Annotated in this window: 24 protein-coding genes; 4 read left to right on the top strand and 20 right to left on the bottom strand. The window is 67.8% G+C overall.

All coding sequences use genetic code 11. The features are described from left to right. Window positions 1-4: 4 nt before the first annotated feature. Together ACWESM_RS15050 and ACWESM_RS15045 are read right to left on the bottom strand one after the other, a co-directional pair. Window positions 5-451, bottom strand: coding sequence for a type II toxin-antitoxin system VapC family toxin (locus ACWESM_RS15050; protein WP_397277003.1), 447 nt, complete (start codon window positions 449-451; stop codon window positions 5-7). Further along, a complete protein-coding gene (locus ACWESM_RS15045) occupies window positions 448-672 on the bottom strand; it encodes a ribbon-helix-helix domain-containing protein (protein ID WP_051046219.1) in 225 nt (74 codons plus the stop codon). The genes ACWESM_RS15050 and ACWESM_RS15045 overlap by 4 nt, the downstream gene beginning before the upstream one ends. A gap of 82 nt (window positions 673-754) precedes the next feature. Between ACWESM_RS15045 and ACWESM_RS15040 the strand changes: the two genes are divergently transcribed. After that, window positions 755-1,660, top strand: coding sequence for an NAD-dependent epimerase/dehydratase family protein (locus tag ACWESM_RS15040; protein WP_452492199.1), 906 nt, complete (start codon window positions 755-757; stop codon window positions 1,658-1,660). Here ACWESM_RS15040 and ACWESM_RS15035 read toward each other — a convergent pair. The 12 genes from ACWESM_RS15035 to rpsJ all read right to left on the bottom strand — a co-directional run bounded on the left by ACWESM_RS15035 (window position 1,650) and on the right by rpsJ (window position 7,931). Beyond that, entirely contained in the window at window positions 1,650-2,462 is an 813-nt protein-coding gene (locus ACWESM_RS15035) for a phosphatase (protein WP_364430663.1), read from the bottom strand. The genes ACWESM_RS15040 and ACWESM_RS15035 overlap by 11 nt on opposite strands. Window positions 2,463-2,681: 219 nt before the next feature. Then, window positions 2,682-2,954 carry a 30S ribosomal protein S17 gene (gene rpsQ, locus ACWESM_RS15030; RefSeq protein WP_355076029.1) on the bottom strand — a complete coding sequence of 91 codons (273 nt, stop codon included), beginning with the start codon at window positions 2,952-2,954 and terminating at the stop codon, window positions 2,682-2,684. Further along, window positions 2,951-3,190 carry a 50S ribosomal protein L29 gene (gene rpmC, locus ACWESM_RS15025; protein WP_040864843.1) on the bottom strand — a complete coding sequence of 80 codons (240 nt, stop codon included), beginning with the start codon at window positions 3,188-3,190 and terminating at the stop codon, window positions 2,951-2,953. The genes rpsQ and rpmC overlap by 4 nt, the downstream gene beginning before the upstream one ends. Then, entirely contained in the window at window positions 3,190-3,606 is a 417-nt protein-coding gene (gene rplP / locus ACWESM_RS15020; RefSeq protein WP_039795447.1) for a 50S ribosomal protein L16, read from the bottom strand. The genes rpmC and rplP overlap by 1 nt, the downstream gene beginning before the upstream one ends. A 3-nt stretch (window positions 3,607-3,609) precedes the next feature. Continuing rightward, window positions 3,610-4,404, bottom strand: a complete 795-nt coding sequence (gene rpsC / locus ACWESM_RS15015; RefSeq protein WP_039795445.1) for a 30S ribosomal protein S3 — start codon at window positions 4,402-4,404, stop codon at window positions 3,610-3,612. Then, on the bottom strand, window positions 4,405-4,809 hold the full coding sequence (rplV, locus tag ACWESM_RS15010; protein WP_039795443.1) for a 50S ribosomal protein L22: 405 nt from the start codon (window positions 4,807-4,809) through the stop codon (window positions 4,405-4,407). Then, window positions 4,806-5,087: a 30S ribosomal protein S19 gene (rpsS, locus tag ACWESM_RS15005; protein ID WP_014981659.1), complete on the bottom strand. Its 282-nt coding sequence runs from the start codon at window positions 5,085-5,087 to the stop codon at window positions 4,806-4,808. Before rpsS ends, rplV begins: the two co-directional genes overlap by 4 nt. 15 nt (window positions 5,088-5,102) lie before the next feature. Beyond that, entirely contained in the window at window positions 5,103-5,939 is an 837-nt protein-coding gene (gene rplB / locus ACWESM_RS15000; protein ID WP_039795441.1) for a 50S ribosomal protein L2, read from the bottom strand. A gap of 33 nt (window positions 5,940-5,972) precedes the next feature. Beyond that, window positions 5,973-6,278, bottom strand: coding sequence for a 50S ribosomal protein L23 (rplW, locus tag ACWESM_RS14995; protein ID WP_011207266.1), 306 nt, complete (start codon window positions 6,276-6,278; stop codon window positions 5,973-5,975). Then, entirely contained in the window at window positions 6,275-6,949 is a 675-nt protein-coding gene (rplD, locus tag ACWESM_RS14990; RefSeq protein ID WP_039795438.1) for a 50S ribosomal protein L4, read from the bottom strand. The genes rplW and rplD overlap by 4 nt, the downstream gene beginning before the upstream one ends. Further along, on the bottom strand, window positions 6,946-7,611 hold the full coding sequence (gene rplC, locus ACWESM_RS14985) for a 50S ribosomal protein L3 (protein ID WP_355076024.1): 666 nt from the start codon (window positions 7,609-7,611) through the stop codon (window positions 6,946-6,948). The genes rplD and rplC overlap by 4 nt, the downstream gene beginning before the upstream one ends. A gap of 14 nt (window positions 7,612-7,625) precedes the next feature. Continuing rightward, window positions 7,626-7,931: a 30S ribosomal protein S10 gene (gene rpsJ / locus ACWESM_RS14980; RefSeq protein WP_003938093.1), complete on the bottom strand. Its 306-nt coding sequence runs from the start codon at window positions 7,929-7,931 to the stop codon at window positions 7,626-7,628. A gap of 434 nt (window positions 7,932-8,365) precedes the next feature. Here rpsJ and ACWESM_RS14975 point away from each other — a divergent pair, with 434 nt between their 5' ends. Further along, the gene (locus ACWESM_RS14975) at window positions 8,366-8,842 is read left to right on the top strand and encodes a hotdog fold domain-containing protein (RefSeq protein ID WP_356964871.1); all 477 of its coding nucleotides are present in this window, start codon (window positions 8,366-8,368) and stop codon (window positions 8,840-8,842) included. Here ACWESM_RS14975 and ACWESM_RS14970 read toward each other — a convergent pair. The 3 genes from ACWESM_RS14970 to ACWESM_RS14960 are packed head-to-tail and all read right to left on the bottom strand — an operon-like array spanning window position 8,829 to window position 11,568. Next, window positions 8,829-9,566, bottom strand: coding sequence for an ATP-binding cassette domain-containing protein (locus tag ACWESM_RS14970; RefSeq protein ID WP_452492197.1), 738 nt, complete (start codon window positions 9,564-9,566; stop codon window positions 8,829-8,831). The genes ACWESM_RS14975 and ACWESM_RS14970 overlap by 14 nt on opposite strands. 42 nt (window positions 9,567-9,608) lie before the next feature. Beyond that, window positions 9,609-10,544 carry a lipase family alpha/beta hydrolase gene (locus tag ACWESM_RS14965; RefSeq protein ID WP_452492195.1) on the bottom strand — a complete coding sequence of 312 codons (936 nt, stop codon included), beginning with the start codon at window positions 10,542-10,544 and terminating at the stop codon, window positions 9,609-9,611. Between the two features lie 16 nt (window positions 10,545-10,560). Then, complete coding sequence (locus ACWESM_RS14960; protein ID WP_452492193.1) at window positions 10,561-11,568, bottom strand: alpha/beta hydrolase; 1,008 nt, start codon at window positions 11,566-11,568, stop codon at window positions 10,561-10,563. Window positions 11,569-11,802: 234 nt separating this feature from the next. Here ACWESM_RS14960 and ACWESM_RS14955 point away from each other — a divergent pair, with 234 nt between their 5' ends. After that, window positions 11,803-12,999, top strand: coding sequence for a lycopene cyclase family protein (locus tag ACWESM_RS14955; protein WP_397282303.1), 1,197 nt, complete (start codon window positions 11,803-11,805; stop codon window positions 12,997-12,999). A 31-nt stretch (window positions 13,000-13,030) separates the two neighbouring features. On the opposite strand, the gene ACWESM_RS14950 is transcribed toward ACWESM_RS14955, so the two are convergent. Genes ACWESM_RS14950 through ACWESM_RS14940 form a run of 3 tightly spaced genes read right to left on the bottom strand, consistent with a single transcriptional unit; the run spans window position 13,031 to window position 15,710 of the window. Further along, window positions 13,031-13,909, bottom strand: a complete 879-nt coding sequence (locus tag ACWESM_RS14950) for an ABC transporter permease (RefSeq protein ID WP_356964876.1) — start codon at window positions 13,907-13,909, stop codon at window positions 13,031-13,033. Then, on the bottom strand, window positions 13,906-14,691 hold the full coding sequence (locus tag ACWESM_RS14945) for an ABC transporter permease (RefSeq protein WP_355076316.1): 786 nt from the start codon (window positions 14,689-14,691) through the stop codon (window positions 13,906-13,908). Before ACWESM_RS14945 ends, ACWESM_RS14950 begins: the two co-directional genes overlap by 4 nt. Before the next feature lie 35 nt (window positions 14,692-14,726). Further along, on the bottom strand, window positions 14,727-15,710 hold the full coding sequence (locus ACWESM_RS14940) for an ATP-binding cassette domain-containing protein (protein WP_355076010.1): 984 nt from the start codon (window positions 15,708-15,710) through the stop codon (window positions 14,727-14,729). A 365-nt stretch (window positions 15,711-16,075) separates the two neighbouring features. Here ACWESM_RS14940 and ACWESM_RS14935 point away from each other — a divergent pair, with 365 nt between their 5' ends. After that, complete coding sequence (locus ACWESM_RS14935) at window positions 16,076-17,602, top strand: aldehyde dehydrogenase family protein (protein WP_364439215.1); 1,527 nt, start codon at window positions 16,076-16,078, stop codon at window positions 17,600-17,602. Window positions 17,603-17,779: the final 177 nt, after the last annotated feature.

Here is a 17,779-nt window from a genome sequence, read left to right as displayed (position 1 = left end):
GCATCTAGGTATCGGAACGCCAATCGTCCGGCAAGATGCGGAAAGCGGAGTAACGGCCGACGGGCCGCAAGGTTCGAAAATCGCGGCGGTCGAGCGTGAGGATCGCGTCGGTATCGAATTCGTCTGCCAGAGCTACGCATACAGCGTCCACCAGGTCCAGATTCAGATTGCCGTACTTTCCACGGATGTCGACCGCGGCGTGCAGCTGTGCCGCATCGACGCCTGAGATGACGATCCGCGTCGACGCCACCCGGTCGGCGATCAAAGCGAGGATGCCGTCGGCCGCCTCGCGTCCGGCTCGGGAGCTCGCCACATGATGCACCTCGGTCAGCGCCAGCGGACTGACAACGATGGCGCTCGCCGAATCGGCAGCTCGGCGCACCGCAAAGTGCTCAGGGTCCGAGCGATTGAAGAGCGCGAGGATTCCTGAGGTATCTGCGATTACGATCATGCCGGCCGGTTCATCGCATTACGGATGTCATCCTTACCAATGGGCCCACCTAGATCGAAAGTCTCGTCATCGCTGAGCAGTGGCGACTCCCACCTGCGATGTCGCATGAGGTAAGCCCGGACAGCATCACGAGTGATCTCGTGTTTCGAGCGCCCCTCGGCATCCGCTTGCGCATTCAGCGCCGCCTCTTCGTCCTCCGGCAACCGCATGGTCCAAGCCATACACTCATGGTATCAGATCTGATATCAATAGGCTCTTTGTTTATTCCGCCTTCTCAGGCAACAGCAGTGACAAAATCGCGTGGTGCGCGTTCTCGTCACCGGAGCGAACGGCTATCTGGGCCAGGCGGTCGTAAAACTGCTGGCTGGAGCCGGGCACGAGCCGATCGCGATGGTTCGCGGCTGCGGTTCGCCTCTACGGGCGCCGACTCGGGTCGCCGACCTGCTGGATGAGGACGGGCTTCGGATAGCTGTGGACGGCGTGGAGGCGGTGTGCCATCTCGGTGGGCTTACTCGGGCGCGCGAGTCGGCGGCCGATCCGCTGCGGTACTTCCGCGTCAATACCGGCGGGACCGTCGCGTTGCTGGACGCCATGGCCGCCGCCGGAATATCGCGGCTCGTCTTCGCTTCGACCGGCTCGATATACGGAACTCCCGAACGACAGCCGATGACAGAGCGTCTACCCGACGCGCCCCCGCACCCGTACGCGGCGAGCAAGCTGGCCGCCGAGTGGGCGATCGGCGCGCAGGCGGGCACCGGTCGCTTGTCCGCTACCGTGCTGCGCTTGATGAACGTGGCCGGCGGCGCGGATCCCGATCCGACGCGCTTGATTCCCCGAGCATTCGCCGCCGCGAGGAATGGCTCGGCTCTGGAAGTCAACGGCGACGGCAGCGCTGTCCGCGACTATCTGCATATCGACGACGCCGCAGCGGCTTTCGTCGCGGGTATCGAGAACATGCCGCCGAAAGGCGAATTCAGGCGCTTTCTCATCGGCAGCGGCCGCGGCAGCAGCATTCTCGACGTCGTGGCCGCGGTCGAGCGGCGGACCGGACGTCGAATTCAGCTGATCCATCGGCCACCGGCGCCCGAACCGGCCGCCCTGATCAGCGACCCGGCCAAGGCTATGGCCGAATTACCCTGGCGCCCAGCGCAGTCCGATCTGGAAACCATCGTGTGCGACACACCGCGCCGGGGTGACCTCAGCCGGTGAGTCCGGCCTGGCCGAGCAGATAAGCGGTCAGCGGACCGTAGTAACCGGGATGGACTCCGTCATCGAGTGGCACCGTGACCGCGATCTTCCCCTCCGCTTGCCCGGCGAACAGTGCGGGGTCGTTGCTGTCGGCGAATCCCACGGTCTCGATGCCCGCCTCCCCTGCCGCCCCGGCCCAGCCGTGGTCGGCGACGACCAGGTCGGGCCATTGGCCGGTTTCGGCCTCGCGCAACTCCCGCAGGGCCGCCCGCATCGGATGCGGGTCATGAGTGTGTCGCAGCGTGCCGTCGGTGCCCAGCGCGGCAACTTTTGAGGTGTAGACGATCTCGCGATGCTGCGGGCCCCATGGCGTGGTCACCCGATAGGACCACCCGGCAGCCGGCACGAGCACCACGCATCCTGCCGCACGTAACGCGTCCTCGACAGCGCGATAGACGCCCATGAGTGTGTCCGGATGCCCGGTCGCCAGGATCACCGTCTCCCGACGACGAGCGGCGAGCCCGATCCGCGCACCCATCGCGTCGAGCGCGTCGAGCGTCAGGTCGACGTCGATGGTGTCCGGACCCCGCAGATGCCGAGGGTCGGGGCTGACCCCGCACAGACGCGCCATCATCTCCAGCGTCTCGGCGAAGGTCCAATCCTTCAGCGTCAGCCCGAACTGATACCCGGGGTCCTTCGCCACCATCTTGCGATAGTTCGCGAGATTCCCCTCCCGAGGCGTCGCGACATCACCCGCTATCCGCGTTTTCAGCAGATGTTCCCGCAGCAGCGCTCGATCATAGGTCTGTTCAGATCGACTCACATTCCCCACCGCTCATCCTCCGCATCGGCCGTCGGCGCCACCTATCGCAGTTCCGGTCAGGCCAGGAGTCCGCCGGTTTGCTCGATCGCCACCCGCAACACGACAGTACCCATGCAGGGTGGACGGCAAGAGAATTCCTCAGACGCGCCCGGATACGGCGAAGGCCCGCCTCCGAGAACGGGAAGCGGGCCTTCGGGTTTCACGCCGTGCCGGAGAGGCCTACTTGGCCTTCTCCAGGACCTCGACCAGACGCCAGCGCTTGGTGGCCGACAGCGGACGGGTCTCCATCAGCTGAACGCGGTCGCCGATGCCCGCGACCTCGTTCTCGTCGTGCGCCTTCACCTTCGAGGTGGTGCGAATGATCTTGCCGTAGAGCGGGTGCCGGTTGCGGTCTTCCAGCTCGACGACGATCGTCTTGTTCATCTTGTCCGAGACAACGTAGCCGACCCGCACCTTACGGGTACCGCGCTGCCCTTCTGCTTTGTCGCTCATGCGGCATCTCCCTTGCCAGCGGGTCCGGTGGCCAGACCGAGCTCGCGCTCACGCATGACCGTGTAGATGCGCGCGATCTCGTGACGGACGACGCGCAGACGACGGTTGTTGTCCAGCTGACCCGTCGCCATCTGGAAGCGCAGGTTGAACAGCTCTTCCTTGGAGTCGCGCAGCTTGGCCACCAACTCCTCTTCGGTGAGCTCGCGGAGCTCTGCGGCCGGTGTTCCGGTAGCCATCAGAACTGCTCCTCCCTGGTCACGATCCTGCACTTCATCGGGAGCTTGTGCATCGCGCGGCGCAGGGCCTCACGAGCGGTCTCCTCGTTCGGGTAGCTCATCTCGAACATCACGCGACCGGGCTTGACGTTCGCGACCCACCACTCCGGCGAACCCTTACCGGAACCCATGCGGGTCTCGGCGGGCTTCTTGGTCAGCGGGCGATCCGGGTAGATGTTGATCCAGATCTTGCCGCCGCGGCGGATATGGCGAGTCATCGCGATACGCGCCGACTCGATCTGCCGGTTGGTGACGTAGGCCGGCTCCAGCGCCTGGATGCCGAATTCGCCGAACGCCACCGAGGTGCCGCCCTTGGCCGTACCGGAACGGCCAGGGTGGTGCTGCTTGCGGTGCTTCACCTTGCGAGGCATCAGCATGCGTCAGCCCTCCTGTGTCTCTGCCGGGGCGTCGGCCACCGCGGTGGCGGCGCGCCCGGCCTCGGTGCTGGTCGCGGTGGTGCCGGTGGAACCGGACCGACGCGGGCGGCTCGGCCGCTCCCGGCGCGGACGCTCGGGCGCGGCGGCAGCGGCGGCCAGCTCACGCTTGCCACCGACGATGTCGCCCTTGTAGATCCAGACCTTCACGCCGATGCGACCGAAGGTGGTCCTGGCCTCGTAGAGGCCGTAGTCGACGTCGGCGCGCAGCGTGTGCAGCGGCACCCGACCCTCGCGGTAGAACTCCGAGCGCGACATTTCCGCGCCGCCGAGGCGGCCCGAGCACTGCACACGGATGCCCTTGACGTTCGGCGAACGCATGGCCGACTGGATGGCCTTGCGCATCGCGCGACGGAACGCCACACGGTTGGACAGCTGCTCGGCGACGGCCTGGGCGACCAGCTGCGCATCCGACTCGGGGTTCTTGACCTCGAGGATGTTCAGCTGCACCTGCTTGCCGGTCAGCTTCTCCAGCTCGGCGCGGATGCGGTCGGCCTCGGCGCCGCGGCGGCCGATCACGATGCCGGGCCGCGCGGTGTGGATGTCCACCCGCACGCGGTCACGGGTGCGCTCGATCTCGACCTTGGAGATGCCCGCCCGCTCCATGCCGGTGGCCAGCAGCTTGCGGATCGCGACGTCTTCCTTCACGTAGTCCGCGTACTGCTTGTCCGCGTACCAACGTGACTTCCAGTCGGTGGTGATACCGAGGCGGAAGCCGTGGGGGTTGATCTTCTGTCCCATTTACTTTGCCCCTCCCTTCCGGCGGTTACGAGTGGCTCCACCGGCGGTGGGGATGCTCTCGACCTCGATGGTGATGTGGCTGGTGCGCTTGCGGATGCGGAACGCACGGCCCTGGGCACGCGGCTGGAACCGCTTCAGGGTGGCACCCTCGTCGACGTAGGCCGTCGAGATCACCAGCGTGGCCGGGTTCAGGCCGAGGTTGTTCTCGGCGTTGGCCGCGGCGCTCGCGACGACCTTGGCGACCGGCTCGCTCGCGGCCTGAGGCGCGAACTTCAGCAGGGCGAGGGCGTCCTCGACACGCTTGCCGCGGACCAGGTCCACGACACGGCGTGCCTTCATCGGGGTGACGCGAACGTGCTTGGCGGTCGCGCGCGCAGTCGGGTTCTGAGTCTCAGTCGTCGTCATCGCCGCTTGCTCTTCCGGTCTTCCTTGACGTGGCTCTTGAACGTCCTGGTCGGCGCGAACTCACCGAGCTTGTGCCCGACCATGTTGTCCGAGATGAACACCGGCACGTGCTTGCGGCCGTCGTGCACCGCGAACGTGTGACCGATGAAATCGGGGATGATGGTCGAACGACGCGACCAGGTCTTGATGACCTGCTTGGTGCCCTTCTCGTTCTGCACGTCCACCTTCGCGAGGAGGTGGTCGTCGACGAACGGGCCTTTCTTGAGGCTGCGTGGCATTTCTTACCTCCTCCTTCAGCGCTTCTTGCCGGTCTTGCGGCGGCGGACGATGAGCTTGTCGCTCGGACGGTTGGGCTTGCGGGTGCGGCCTTCCGGCTGACCCCAGGGCGAGACCGGGTGGCGACCACCGGAGGTCTTGCCCTCACCACCACCATGCGGGTGGTCGACCGGGTTCATGACGACACCACGGACCGTGGGGCGGCGGCCCTTCCAGCGCATGCGGCCGGCCTTGCCCCAGTTGATGTTCGACTGCTCGGCGTTGCCGACCTCGCCGACGGTGGCGCGGCAGCGCACGTCGACGCGACGGATCTCACCGGAAGGCATACGCAGCGTGGCGTAGGGGCCTTCCTTACCCAGCAGCTGGATGCTCATGCCCGCCGAGCGGGCCAGCTTGGCGCCGCCGCCCGGACGCAGCTCCACCGCGTGGATCGTGGTACCGGTCGGGATGTTGCGCAGCGGCAGGTTGTTACCCGGCTTGATGTCGGCCGTCGGGCCGGACTCGATGCGGGTGCCCTGCGTCACGCCCTTGGGGGCGATGATGTAGCGCTTCTCGCCGTCCACGAAGTGCAGCAGCGCGATGTTCGCGGTGCGGTTCGGGTCGTACTCGATGTGCGCGACCTTGGCCGGGATCCCGTCCTTGTCCAGACGACGGAAGTCGATCAGACGGTAGGCGCGCTTGTGCCCGCCACCGCGGTGCCGGGTGGTGATCCGGCCGTGGGCGTTGCGGCCGCCGGACTTGGTCAGCGGGCGCAGCAGCGACTTCTCCGGGGTCGACCGGGTGATCTCGGCGAAGTCCGAGACGCTGGAGCCGCGGCGGCCCGGCGTAGTCGGCTTGTACTTACGGATTGCCATGAGTTCTTCTCTGCTTTCTGGATTCCCGGGCGCTTACGCGACCGGGCCTCCGAAGATCTCGATGGGCTTGCTGTCGGCCGAGATGGTCACGAGCGCGCGCTTGGTGTTCTTGCGCTTGCCGTAACCGAAGCGGGTCCGCTTGCGCTTGCCCTGACGGTTGGCGGTGTTGACGCTGGTCACCTTCACACCGAAGACCTTCTCCACGGCGATCTTGATCTGCGTCTTGTTCGAGTCCGGGTGCACCAGGAAGGTGTAGGTGCCTTCCTCGATCAGTCCGTAGGACTTCTCGGAGATGACCGGCGCCAGCAGAATGTCGCGGGGGTCGGCGATGGTGGTCACTTGCTCTCCTCCTGTGCAGCCTCGGCCGGGCCGTGCACGAACGCGTTGAGCGCCTCGACGCTGAACACCACGTCGTCGCTGTTGAGCACGTCGTAGGTGTTGAGCTGGTCCGGGGCGATCGGGTGCACGTTCTGCAGGTTCGCCACGCTCTTCCACGCGGCGACGTCCTCGCGGCCGACCACGACCAGGAGCTTCTTGCGGTCCGACAGCTCGGCCAGGAAGCTCTTGGCGGTCTTGGTGGACGGGGTCTGGCCCGCCACCAGTTCGGTGATCACGTGGATGCGCTCGTTGCGCGCCCGGTCGGACAGGGCGCCACGCAGGGCGGCGACCTTCATCTTCTTGGGCAGGCGCTGGGTGTAGTCGCGCGGCTGCGGGCCGTGCACGGTGCCACCGCCGGTGAACTGCGGCGCGCGGGTCGAACCCTGGCGGGCGCGACCGGTGCCCTTCTGCCGGTACGGCTTCTTGCCGCCGCCGGAGACCTGGCCACGGGTCTTGGTCGCGTGCGTGCCCTGGCGGGCCGCGGCCTGCTGAGCCACGACGACCTGGTGCATCAGCGCGATGTTGGCGGTCACGTCGAAGATCTCCGCGGGGAGGTCGACGGTGCCGTTGGTCTTGCCGCCGATCTCCTTGACCGGCAGCGTCAGGTTCGCCTTCTTCTCGAGGCTCGTCATGCGTGCGCACCACCCTTCACGGCGCTCTTGACGATCACGACGCCGCCCTTGCGACCCGGGATCGCTCCCTTGATCAGCAGCAGGCCGTTCTCGGCGTCGACCTTGTGCACCGACAGGTTCTGCGTGGTGACGCGGTCGTTACCCATCCGGCCCGACATGCGCATGCCCTTGAACACGCGGCCGGGGGTGGCGCAGCCACCGATCGAGCCCGGACGGCGGTGCACGGCCTGCGCACCGTGCGAGGCGCCCTGGCCACGGAAGCCGTGGCGCTTCATGGTGCCCGCGAAGCCCTTGCCCTTGCTGGTGCCGGTGACGTCGACGTAGCTGCCCTCTTCGAACACCTCGGCGCTGATCTCCTGGCCGACCTCGAAGGTGGAGGCGTCCGCGACGCGGATCTCGGCGACGTGGCGGCGCGGCGTGACACCGGCCTTGGTGAACTGGCCGGAGACCGGCTTGGTCACCTTGCGCGGATCGATGGCGCCGAAGGCGACCTGGACGGCGCTGTAGCCGTCGCGCTCCACGGTGCGGATCTGGGTGACGACGTTCGGCCCGGCCTTGATGACGGTCACGGGAACGACGCGGTTGTTGTCGTCGAAGACCTGGGTCATGCCGAGCTTGGTGCCCAGGATGCCGGCGGCCGGCCTGTTCTTGTTGTCAGTCATGTCTCGAGTCCCCGTCACTGAATGTTGACGTCGACGCTGGCCGGCAGGTCGATGCGCATGAGCGCGTCCACCGTCTTCGGCGTCGGGTCGAGGATGTCGATAAGCCGCTTGTGCGTACGCATCTCGAAGTGCTCGCGCGAGTCCTTGTACTTGTGCGGCGAACGGATGACGCAGTACACGTTCTTCTCGGTCGGCAACGGCACCGGGCCGACGACGCGTGCCCCGGTGCGGGTCACCGTCTCCACGATCTTGCGCGCCGATGCGTCGATCGCCTCGTGGTCATAGGCCTTGAGCCTGATGCGGATCTTTTGTCCCGCCACGCTAAGTGTCCTTTTCTCCGCTTTCCTTCGTGGTCCGGAAGCCCGGCTATACCAGTCCTCTGGACCACCCTCATTTGCACAGCCCGAACACACGAAGACGTCTCAGTGGAGACCCTGACCGGGCACGCCCGATCTCGCCGCTGTTCATCTGTCATGGTTCTCCGGTACACGCGGTCGGGCGTGTCGCCCGTCCGCTCATTCCTCGGCCTCGGATCGCAATGCATCTCAGGCCTGGAACACTGTCCCGGACGTACCCACGCCAGAAACCCGGCGAGGTACTCGATGGGGTACTGCTCGCCCCGCCCGACCAGCTGTTTCACCTGGAAACAGACACGGCCCGGTGCAAGGCAACCCGAACAGTATGCACGATCCCCGCGAGTCACTTCAAATCGGTGGGGCTGGCCACGAACTTACTTTTGAGTAAGATACGCCGCATGGCAAAAGAGACCGTGACCTATCGCGGCTGGAAGAAGCTGCCGGACAACCGGCTGGGGCATGCCCTGTTCTCGCTCGGGATGGTGGCGCGGGTGCCCTACTTCGGCACCGTGTTGCCGAACGTGGTCCGGCTCGAACCGGGGTTGTGCGAGGTCACCTCGCCGAAGTGGTTCGGCATCCACAACCATCTGGGCACCTTCCACGCGATCGCGGCGTGCAATCTGGCCGAGGTCGCGATGGGCATGCTCAGCGAGGCGACCGTGCCCGCGACGCACCGATGGATCCCCAAGGCGATGAACGTGCGATATCTGGCGAAAGCCGAGACCGGGCTGCGGGCCGTCGCGCAACTGGCCGAGATCCCCGACTTCGCGAGCATCACCGAGGGGCGCGAGCTGGTGGTGCCGGTGTCGATCTACGACAAGCACGGCGTGGAAGTGGTACACGCGGACATCACCACCTGGGTCACACCGAAGTAGCCGGCCTCCGCGAGCCGCGCGCGTCCGGTCTCGCGAAAGCTGTCCGTGGTTCGACCGGGGCCGGAACCGATGCGTCGCCCGCGACGAGTCGCCCCTGATCGATGTGCAGGATGTTCTCCGCGCATCCGGCGAGATCGTCGGCGAGACAAGCAGAAACGACGATCGTCATGTCCTGGCGCGCGAGAGCTCGCAGCATTCCGGCCAGATAGCGACGCCCGTCGTGGTCCAAGTCGGCCATCGGGTTGTCCAGTACGAGTGCCGTCGTACCCGCGGCCAGCGCTCTGGCCAGGCCGAGCCACTTCTTGTCACTCCGGGACAGACGGAGAACGGGCGTGGAAGCGGCGTCCGCCAAACGCGCGAGATGCATTGCCCGATCGACCAGTTCATCGGCCACGTCCGCGCTGTGACCCGCGATCTTCGCCGAGAACCGCACGACCTCCGCGACCGACCAGGTCTCGCCGCTCTCGTACACGTCGGGGACCCAGCCGACCCGGGAGCGGACCACCCATGGCTCTGCGCTCGGATCCGCGTCCTCCACGCGGAGCCACCCTCGGTGTGGCCGCAACCGACCGGCGAGCATCGACAACAGCGTCGTCTTGCCCGCGCCGTTCGGCCCGACGACCGCGGTGACCCGGCCCGCGGGGGCACGGAAGGTCACGTCGTCGATCACCGCGACTCCGGCGAATTCGCGGCGCAGCCCGCTACAAGTAATGCCGAGACTCACCGAGGTTCTCCATCTTCGTGATCCGGTCCGGCCAGGGTGCGCTCAGCAGGGCAACGTTCGCCGATCCCCGGCGAGCGCGGAGAGAACGGCGGCGGTGGCGCGTGGGTCCTCCAGCATGCCGCTGTGGTCGGCCGCGTCGGCAGGACATCCGTCCTGCAGCCACACGTTGCGGTCGGCCGGGCCGGGCGCGGCGAGCAGGGCGGTGTCCTGCGGCGTGATCACCTGGTCGGCGCGGGAGGCGATGGCCGTGTACCGGAGACCGGGCACGGTTTCGCCTCCCGTGTTCAGCCGGTTCAGCAGTGGTGACCCGGCCACCTGCTGCTGGCCCGGAGTCCCGAAGACCTGGGCCGCGATCTGCGCGTCGCCCAGGCCGAGCGCGGCCAGGTCCGGATAGCTGCCGCGCAACCCGGCCCAGGTCGAGCCGCGATACGGCGTGCCGAGAGTCACCACTTGGGACACCGCCTCCGCGCCGCGGGCGCGCAGATACTGCCGGATCACCGTGCCGCCGGTGGAGTGGCCGACCAGCGCCACCCGGCTCGCGCCCGTCGTCTCCCGCACCGCCCGCACGACTTCGGCGAGCTCGCCCGCCATTCGATCGATGTCGGCCACGCCGTAGACGACACGTCCCAGCAGTGCGGCGCCGATCGGCCCGACGCCGGTGGAGCTGGAGCCGGTCTGCCCGCTCACCGCGTCGACGACACCCGGCGCGGCGCCGAGATTCGCGGCGAACACGCAATGTCCTTCGGCCCGGATGGCCGGCGCGAGCAGGGGGAAGCTGCGGCCGATATCGGTGCCCGAGCCGTGCACGAGCACCACCGGCTCCGGTCGCGCCGGTGTGGGCAGGCAAGACCAGTCGTTGGCGCCGTCCAGCGCCGGTGTCTCCGGGGCGGCGGCCACGGTCGGCGCATGGCACAGCGCCACACAGGCAGCGGCCATCATGAGGCCGACGACGCGCGCGGCCCGAGTGCGAACAGTCATTTCGAATTCCCGCGGATCAGATTCCCAATGGAGCGGCCAGCGTCGACCACGAATCCTTCAGCGCGTCCTCCCAATAGCCCCAGGAATGGGTGCCTTCCGGGCGGAAGTTGTATCGCGCGGGGATTCCGAGGCTGTCCAGCCGGTCTTTCATGTTGTGCGAGCAGTAATTGGTGGCCGCTTCGATCACACCGCCGACGACGAGCTGATTCGCGAAACCCCACGGACCGTTCAGCGAATATTTCCCGCCGTATCGGTCGTAGACGCCGGGCACGCCATTTCCACTGGCGATGTAGATGGATTTTCCACGCAATCCCTCCGCCTGCACGTAGGGATCATTGGCCACCCATTGCGGGTCGCCCGCGGGCCCCCACATGTTGTCCAGTTCCGCGAGACCCCATTCCTCGACGGTCAGCCGGACGAACTCACGGCCGACCGGATCGCTGGTCTGCGCGCAACCGCTGTATGCGGCGACGCCGGAGTACAGGTCACCCGTGGTCGCGGCGAGCGCGAGTGTCGTGGTCCCCGACATCGAGAACCCCGCGAGGGCATTGCGCCCGCTGGTCCCGAGATACGAGTCGATCAGCGGAGGCAGTTCGCGGCTCAGGAAGGTCCGCCACTTCTGGCGCCCCAACCTGGCGTCGTCCTTCTCCCAGTCCGCGTAGTAGCTGAACATGCCGCCGATCGGCGTGACCGCGTGCACGTTCTTGTCCGCGAGGAATTGCATCGCGTCGGTCTTCGTGGCCCAGGTCGAGCCGTCGATGCCACCGGCCGCGCCGAGCAGCAGATACAGCACCGGCCGGGGAACGCTGGTGTCCGCGGCGCGCTGCACTTCCACCGGAATATCGAGATCCATGGCGGCGGAATGCACCGTCAATGTCAGGTTCCGCGCACTGTGCTCCTGCACGGAAACAATAGAAGACTCCGCGGGCGCGGCCTGGGCCTGCACCGAGACCATTGCCGATGCGGCCGCAGCGCCGGCGACGACCGCCGACAGCAGCAACCGGCGGAGGTGGCTCCCTCTCATGACTCCCCTTATCCCGAATCCCGGAACGCCTCGCGTTCCGAGCTCAGGCTATGGCCTGTCCCGAGCCGTTTCACGACTGAAGTTGCTGGGCCACCGATTCTGGGGGCATGCCCGTGCACCGGAATTCGCACCGTTTCGAACCGATCCGATTCCGAAATAGCGAGACCTGAATTCCTTGGGCTCGCAGGCGTGGAATAGTTGCGCTTCCGTCGGCCCACCGGATTGAATGCCCCTATGGGTGTCAGCGCGGACCGGGAAGTCGATGTGTGCGTGGTCGGGCTCGGTCCCACCGGACGGGCGCTCGCGCACCGCGCCATGATCGCGGGGCTGTCGGTGACCGCGATCGACCCCCGCCCCGAACGGCTGTGGCCGCCCACCTTCTCCTGCTGGGTGGACGAGCTGCCGCAATGGCTGCCGTCCACGGCTGTCGCGACGACCATCCCGGCGCCCAGAGTGTGGACGAAGACCGAGCATCGCATCGACCGTCCCTACTGCGTGCTGTCCAAACCCGGCCTGCGCGCGGCGCTACCGCTCGATGACGCCACCGTAGTCGCGGGCCGCGCCACGCGGGTGGACGCGCACGAGGTCGAACTCGCCGACGGCACGGTGCACCGGGCGGCGGCGGTGTTCGACACCCGTGGGCTGCCCCCGCTGGGACGCCGCCGCGGGGCGAGCGCGCACGGCATCTTCGTCGACGCCGAGGCCGCCGCGCCGATGATCGCCGAAGGCGAGGGCCTGCTGCTGGACTGGCGGCCGGAGAACGGCGCGGGCCCGGACGAGCCGCCGTCGTTCCTCTACGCGGTGCCGCTCGGCGACGGCACGGTGATCTTCGAGGAGACCAGTCTCGGTCTCCGGGGCGGCATGCCGCAGCACGAACTGCGCAAGCGCACGCTCGCGCGCCTCGCCGCGCACGGCATCCGGCTCACCGGCGACGAACCGAGCGAGGCGGCGCACTATCCACTCGACCAGCCGCCGCCACGCACCGGCAAGGCGCGCGCGATCGCGTTCGGCTCGCGCGGCGGCATGATGCACCCGTGCACCGGGTACAGCGTCGCCGACTCACTGGCACTGGTCGACACCGCGATCACCGCGCTGCGGGAAGGCCGCGACCCCATCGCCGCGCTGTGGCAGCCGCGCGCACGGCTGGTGTATTGGATGCGGATGCGCGGCCTCTACGGCCTCGGCAGACTCACCACCGAGCAGTCCATCGCCATGTTCGACGCGTTCTTCAGCGCCACCCCGCGTGGTCAGCGCGCCCTGCTGTCCGCGCACGACGACTACACGGCGCTGGGCGCTGTGCTGTTCGGCACGGTCGCGCACACCTGGCCGTTCCGCTGGCGTTACGACCTGGTCGGCTGGGCCAATCGGAACCGCTGGCTGGATTACGAGTTCGCCGAACCGCGTGAAGACGCCGAACGCCGGGTCCGATAGTCGGAACCCGGCGCACGGTGACAGCTGGTGGCTACGGCCCCGTTTCCGCGGCCCGCCGATATCCCCTGATCGCCGGGTAGGCGAAGACGACGATCATGCCGAGCGTCCAGGCGAGCGTCTCGAGCAGCGGGTCGGCGACCGCACCGCCGTAGGACAAACCGCGCATCGCATCGATCGCGCAACTCATCGGCTGATGCGCCACCACGTCCTGCAACCAGATCGGGTAGGCGAAAACCGGGACGAAACCCGAGTTGAAGAACATCAGCAAGGTGCTGATCATGCCGATGATGTTCACCAGCATCACGCCCTCGGACACGGTGGCAAGCGCGGTGACCAGGACGGCGAACGCCACCCCGAACAGCACCGGGATGCCGATCAACGCCAGCGCCGCGACCGGTCCCTGATCGAAGCGGAAACCGAGCAGCAGACCGACCGCGACGACGAACACCGTGGTCACCAGGACACGGATCGCCTCGGCGAGCAGCCGCCCGGTGAATCCGGCCGCACGGTGCACCGGCATCGTCCAGAACCGGCCGAGCAGCCCGGTCATCTTCTCGGTCTTGAAGCCGAGGGCGCTGACCACCGCCCCGGACATCGCCGCGACCAACGTCAACAACGGGACCGTGCCGTACACGGCGGGCATGCCGGTGGCCCCGGAGACGGGCTTGTTCAGCACGATGTAGAACATCACCAAGGTGAGCGCGGGATACACCAGCGTCTGGATGGTCGTCGCCGGATCACGCGCCCAGACCAGCAGCAGCCGCTTGCACTGGATCAGGCTCTGCACCACCCAGGTGACCAGCGAGCCTTCCGGCCTCGTCCGGACGACGGGCAGGGGTTCGGCCGGGCGTCCCTCGAACACCTCGGTCTGCGGCGCGGTGCGCTCCACGGTCGATTCCACCGAACTCATGACCGCCTCACACTCGCCCAGATCGCCAACGGGGTGAACACCGCCGCCAGCCCGATCAACCACACCAGCGGAACCCACAGCACGTGCCAGGTCACGCCGTCGGCCGCCATGTCGCGCAGCGCGAAGGAGAACTGGGAGATCGGCTGATTGCGCACGAACGGGCGAATCCATTCCGGAAAGTTGCGTTCCGGCACGAACCCGCAGGAGAGCATGCCGAAGATCAGCGTCGGCAGCGTCAGCGCCTGACTCAGCGACTCCGGGCTCTTGGTCAGACTGCCGAGCCCGTCGGCGCCGACCGCGAGCACCGTGCCGACCGCGAGAGAGAACGCGCAGAACAGCACGGCCTGCCCGACGCCTGCGACGAAGCGGAAACCGATCAGGTACCCGAACAGCACCGCGGCGGTGAGCGAGGTCACCGACCGGACCAGCCCGGCGCAGATGCGCGAGGTGAACGGCACCAGCGTGCCGATCGGCATGGTCTGCAGTCGGGTACTCAGGCCGGTCATCGCCTCGAACGCGGCCAGCTGCGCGTTCGACATCATGGTGAAGGCCATGGTCTGCAACACGATGATCGGCATGACGTACTGGGCGTAGTCGACGCCCTGGATCTTCATCACGTAGCGCAACGGCAGATAGAAACCGAGGGTGAAGATCAGCGGCGTGACCGCGGCGACGATCAGCTCGCCCTTGGTCGCCATGGTGCGGACGATGCGGCCGGTCAGCGCGCGCCACTGCGCGAACGACGACAGCCGCGCCGCGGGCAACTCGGCGAACAGCGTCACCTCGGCCTCGGTGTGCTCCGGGGCGGTCGCAGCGGTCACGCTCGCCCGCCCGAGTGGCCGGTGATGGACAGGAAAACGTCGTCGAGCGAGGGGCGGCGCAGCGCGATGTCGGCCAGCTCCACACCGGCGCTGTCGAGCCTGCGCAGCGCCTCGGTCAGCGTGGCTGCGCCTTCCGGCGCCGGGATGGACAGCCGGTCGCCGCCGTCGATGTCGGCCAGCACCGCGGGCGGCACCAGGTCGCCAAGGGCGTACGCGGCGGTGCGCAGTTTCTTCTGATCCAGCGGGACGACCTCGCAGTAGCTGCCGCCGGTCTTCTCCTTGAGTTCGTCGGCGGTGCCCTCGGCGATCACCGTGCCCTTGTCGATCACGATGATGTTGTCGCTGAGCACGTCGGCTTCCTCCAGGTACTGCGTGGTCAGCAGCACCGTGATGCCCTGCGTCTTCAGCGCGGTCACCAGGTCCCAGACGCCCTGCCTGCTGCGCGGGTCCAAGCCCGTGGTCGGCTCGTCCAGGAACACCACCTCGGGACGCACCACCAGCCCGCAGGCGATGTCCACGCGGCGGCGCATGCCGCCCGAGTAGTGGCGCACGGCTCGGCGGCCCGCGCTCACCAGATCGAATTCCTCGAGCAAGGTGTCGGCGCGCTTGCGGGCCGTGGACTTGCCCAGGCCCATCAGTCTGCCGAACAGCTCGAGGTTCTCCCGGCCGGAGAGGTTCTCGTCCAGCGCCGCGTACTGGCCGGTCATCATGATCGAGCGGCGCACGCCCGCCGGGTCCTTCGACACGTCGTACCCGGCCACGACGGCGGTGCCGGAGTCGGCACGCAGCAGCGTGGAGAGGACCTTCACCATGGTCGTCTTGCCCGCGCCGTTCGGCCCCAGGATGCCGAGGACGGAAGCGCGTTCGGCGACGAAGCTGACGCCCTGCAGTGCGTGCACATCGCCGAACGACTTGCGAACGTCCGTTACCCGGACCGCAGGCTCACTCGCATGCGAATCCGCTTGGTTGGAACTCGGCATCAACTCTCCACTATCGGCCGGTACGGCGACCAGGTCGCCCGAGCGCGGGCGCACGCTCGGATTGGTGATCCGTCGCGCTCGGCGTGATGTTACCGGCCCGATCGCCCGGGCTGCCGCGTCGCGTGAGGTACCCGCACCAGCGTGCGCCCATTGTGTCCTTACTCACATTTTCCGCTGCCCGTTCGCCGCGCGGAGAATCGGCGCTGGTGAGCGCGATCCGATCCGGACACCGAGGCCGCGGCCGAGCCTTGTCGGCCCGCTGCGCCAGACCATAGTCTGCTTTGCGGGGGAAAACACTCACTCGTCCACGGATGTGGCCCCGCTGAGCGGTCCGCACGCCGGTTTCGACACTGCGAGAGGTGATCATGGCCGAGTCCGCGCAGTCACGGTTGGCGGCGCGTCCGGGAGGAACGGGCCGAACGAACGTCCTGACGTCCTACGACCCGCGCACCGGCGAGGTCGTCGGCAACTACGCCGTGATGAGCGCGGGCGAACTGAATCGCGCCGTGCGAGCGGCTCGCTCCGCCGAAAAATGGTGGGCCGAACTCGGATTCAGCAGCCGGAAGCGGTGGCTGCTGGACTGGAAACGCGAGATCACCCGGCGCTCGGGCGAATTGGTCTCCCTACTGTGCGAGGAGACCGGGAAGCCGGTAGCCGACGCCGCGATCGAGGTGATGCTCGCGGTGGAGAACCTCGACTGGGCCGCGCGCAACGCGGGCCGCGCACTCGACCGGCGGCGCATCGGTTCCAACTGGCTCACCCGCAATCAGCGGGCCTCCGTCGGGTATCTGCCGCTGGGCGTCGTCGGCGTGCTCGGCCCGTGGAACAACCCCGTGTTCACCCCGATGGGTTCGATCGCCTACGCGATGGCGGCGGGCAACGCCGTGGTGTTCAAGCCGCACGAGCTGACCACTGGCGTCGGCGTGTGGCTGGCCGACAGCTGGTCCCGGCTCGCACCGAACCAGCCGGTGCTGCAAGTGGTTACGGGTGACAAGGCCACCGGCACCGCGCTGTGCCGCGCGAAGGTCGACAAGATCGCCTACGCCGGCTCCGAAGCCGGTGCGCGCGAGGTGATCTCGGTGTGCGCCCAGACCATGACGCCGGTCGTCGTGGAGCGCGGCGGCAAGGGCAGCATGGTCGTGCACGTCGACGCGAAACTCGACGACGCCGCCGAGGCCGCCGTGTTCGGCGCGATGGCCAACGCCGGGCAGAACGCCACCGGCATCCAACGGGCCTACGTCGCCCAATCCGTCTACGACCGCTTCCTGGAGTTGGTCGCGGATCAGGCCCGCAAGCTGCGGCCGGGCGCGGACCGGAAGGCGTCCTACGGCCCGATGATCATGGAGTCACAGATCGAAGTGGTGCGCAGACAGGTGCGCGACGCGGTGGCCCGCGGCGGCCGCGCGGTCGTCGGCGGGCTGGACTCCATCCGCGATCCCTACATCGAGCCGATCGTGCTGGCCGAGGTGCCGGAGGAGAGCACCGCGATCACCGGCGAGGGCATCGGCCCGGTGCTCATCGTGAACAAGGTGGCGAGCATGGACGAGGCCGCCGAGCGGATCAACGCGGTGGGCACCGACGTCGCGGTGTCGGTGTTCACCAGGGACGTGCACGAGATCGAGGCGTTCGCCGAGCAACTGCGCGCCGGGGTGGTGACCATCAACTCCTCGACCGCGTACGCGGGCATTCCCGCGCTGCCTTTCGGCGGTGTGGGCGAATACGGCCAGGGCCACAGCCACGGCGACCAGGGACTACGAGAGTTCAGCCGGACCCTGGCCATCACCCGCAAGCGGTATCAGGCGCCGGTGAATCTGTCCACGTTCGACCGGCACCCGCGCCATCTCCGCCTGGCCAGAACGATCTTCCGGATCCGGCACGGCCGCCGCCCCTGAGCGGCGCGCCCACGCGTACCTCCGCCTTCGCTACGGCCATGCGCGGGCTGATGACGGACGCTGTCCGGCTGCGCCTCCTCTGCGTACCTCCGCCTTCGCTACGGCCATGCGCGGGCTGATGACGGACGCTGTCCGGCTGCGCCTCCTCTGCGTACCTCCGCCTTCGCTACGGCCATG

The organism is Nocardia sp. NPDC003999 (assembly GCF_053604885.1).
Note: the sequence above shows the minus strand (reverse complement) of the source record. Positions and strands in the feature narration are given on the sequence as shown.